1 protein-coding gene is annotated in these 1,161 nt (G+C 41.3%); it reads left to right on the top strand.

Annotated elements, in window-relative coordinates; genetic code table 11:
• Positions 1-121 precede the first annotated feature (121 nt).
• The gene (locus F6K49_RS51210) at positions 122-478 is read left to right on the top strand and encodes a DUF86 domain-containing protein (protein WP_075906784.1); all 357 of its coding nucleotides are present in this window, start codon (positions 122-124) and stop codon (positions 476-478) included.
• Positions 479-1,161: the final 683 nt, after the last annotated feature.

The raw sequence follows: 1,161 nt of genomic DNA, 5'->3' as shown, positions 1-1,161 counted from the left end.
AAAAAATGACGCACTAAGTACAATTCAGAATTAGTAGAAGGGAGAAAGATTGATTTAAGAACTCCTAATGAATTAAGTATTTATTTTCGAGACAGAGTGATGGCTGAGGCCATGGTGCAGTATGACAGCAATTGACGATTTAACTCGCTTGCACCATATGCAGGATGCAGCAATAGAAGCTCTCGGTTTTATGTCTGGAAAGACCAGAGAAGATTTAGCTAAGGATAGGATGTTGGTGTTGGCAGTTGTTAAAGATTTAGAAATTATTGGGGAAGCGGCAGGTAGAATTTCAGCTGAATGTAGGGGGAGACATGCTGATATTCCTTGGGCAGTGATGATTGGGATGCGAAATCGTTTGACCCATGCTTATTTCTCTATCGATTTAGATATTGTTTGGGGAACGGTGAGGAATGATTTAGTGCCACTGGTTGAGCAATTGCAAAGGGTAATTCAGGAGGAAAGTGAAGGAGAATCGTAGGGTGGGCAAGGCTCTCGGAAGATCAAAATTGAACGCCGAGCAATTAAATGGGCAATGCCCACCAATACCCATTTGAATGTAGAATGAAGAATTGAGAATGTAGAATGAATAATTGAGATTCGTAGGGTGGGAATTGCTGATAAAGATCATGATTGAACCCCGAACAATTAAATGGGCAATGGCCACCAATACCCATTTGAATGTAGAATGAAGAATTGAGAATGTAGAATGAAGAATTGAGATTCGTAGGGTGGGAATTGCTGATAAAGATCATGATTGAACGGCGAGCAATTACATGGGCAATGCCCACCAATACCCATTTGAATGTAGAATGAAGAATTGAGAATGTAGAATGAAGAATTGAGAATCGTAGGGTGGGCAAGGCTCTCGGAAGATCATGATTGAACCCCGAACAATTAAATGGGCAATGGCCACCAATACCCATTTGAATGTAGAATGAAGAATTGAGAATGTAGAATGAAGAATTGAGATTCGTAGGGTGGGCAAGGCTCTCGGAAGATCATGATTGAACCCCGAGCAATTACATGGGCAATGGCCACCAATACCCATTTGAATGTAGAATGAAGAATTGAGAATGTAGAATGAAGAATTGAGAATCGTAGGGTGGGCAAGGCTCTCGGAAGATCATGATTGAACCCCGAACAATTAAATGGGCAATGGCC

Source organism: Moorena sp. SIO3I6 (genome assembly GCF_010672095.1).
Note: the sequence above shows the minus strand (reverse complement) of the source record. Positions and strands in the feature narration are given on the sequence as shown.

Bases quoted from the DNA above. Each gene is read 5' to 3' on its own strand.
- F6K49_RS51210 (WP_075906784.1), top strand. From the start codon at position 122: ATGACAGCAATTGACGATTTAACTCGCTTGCACCATATGCAGGATGCA.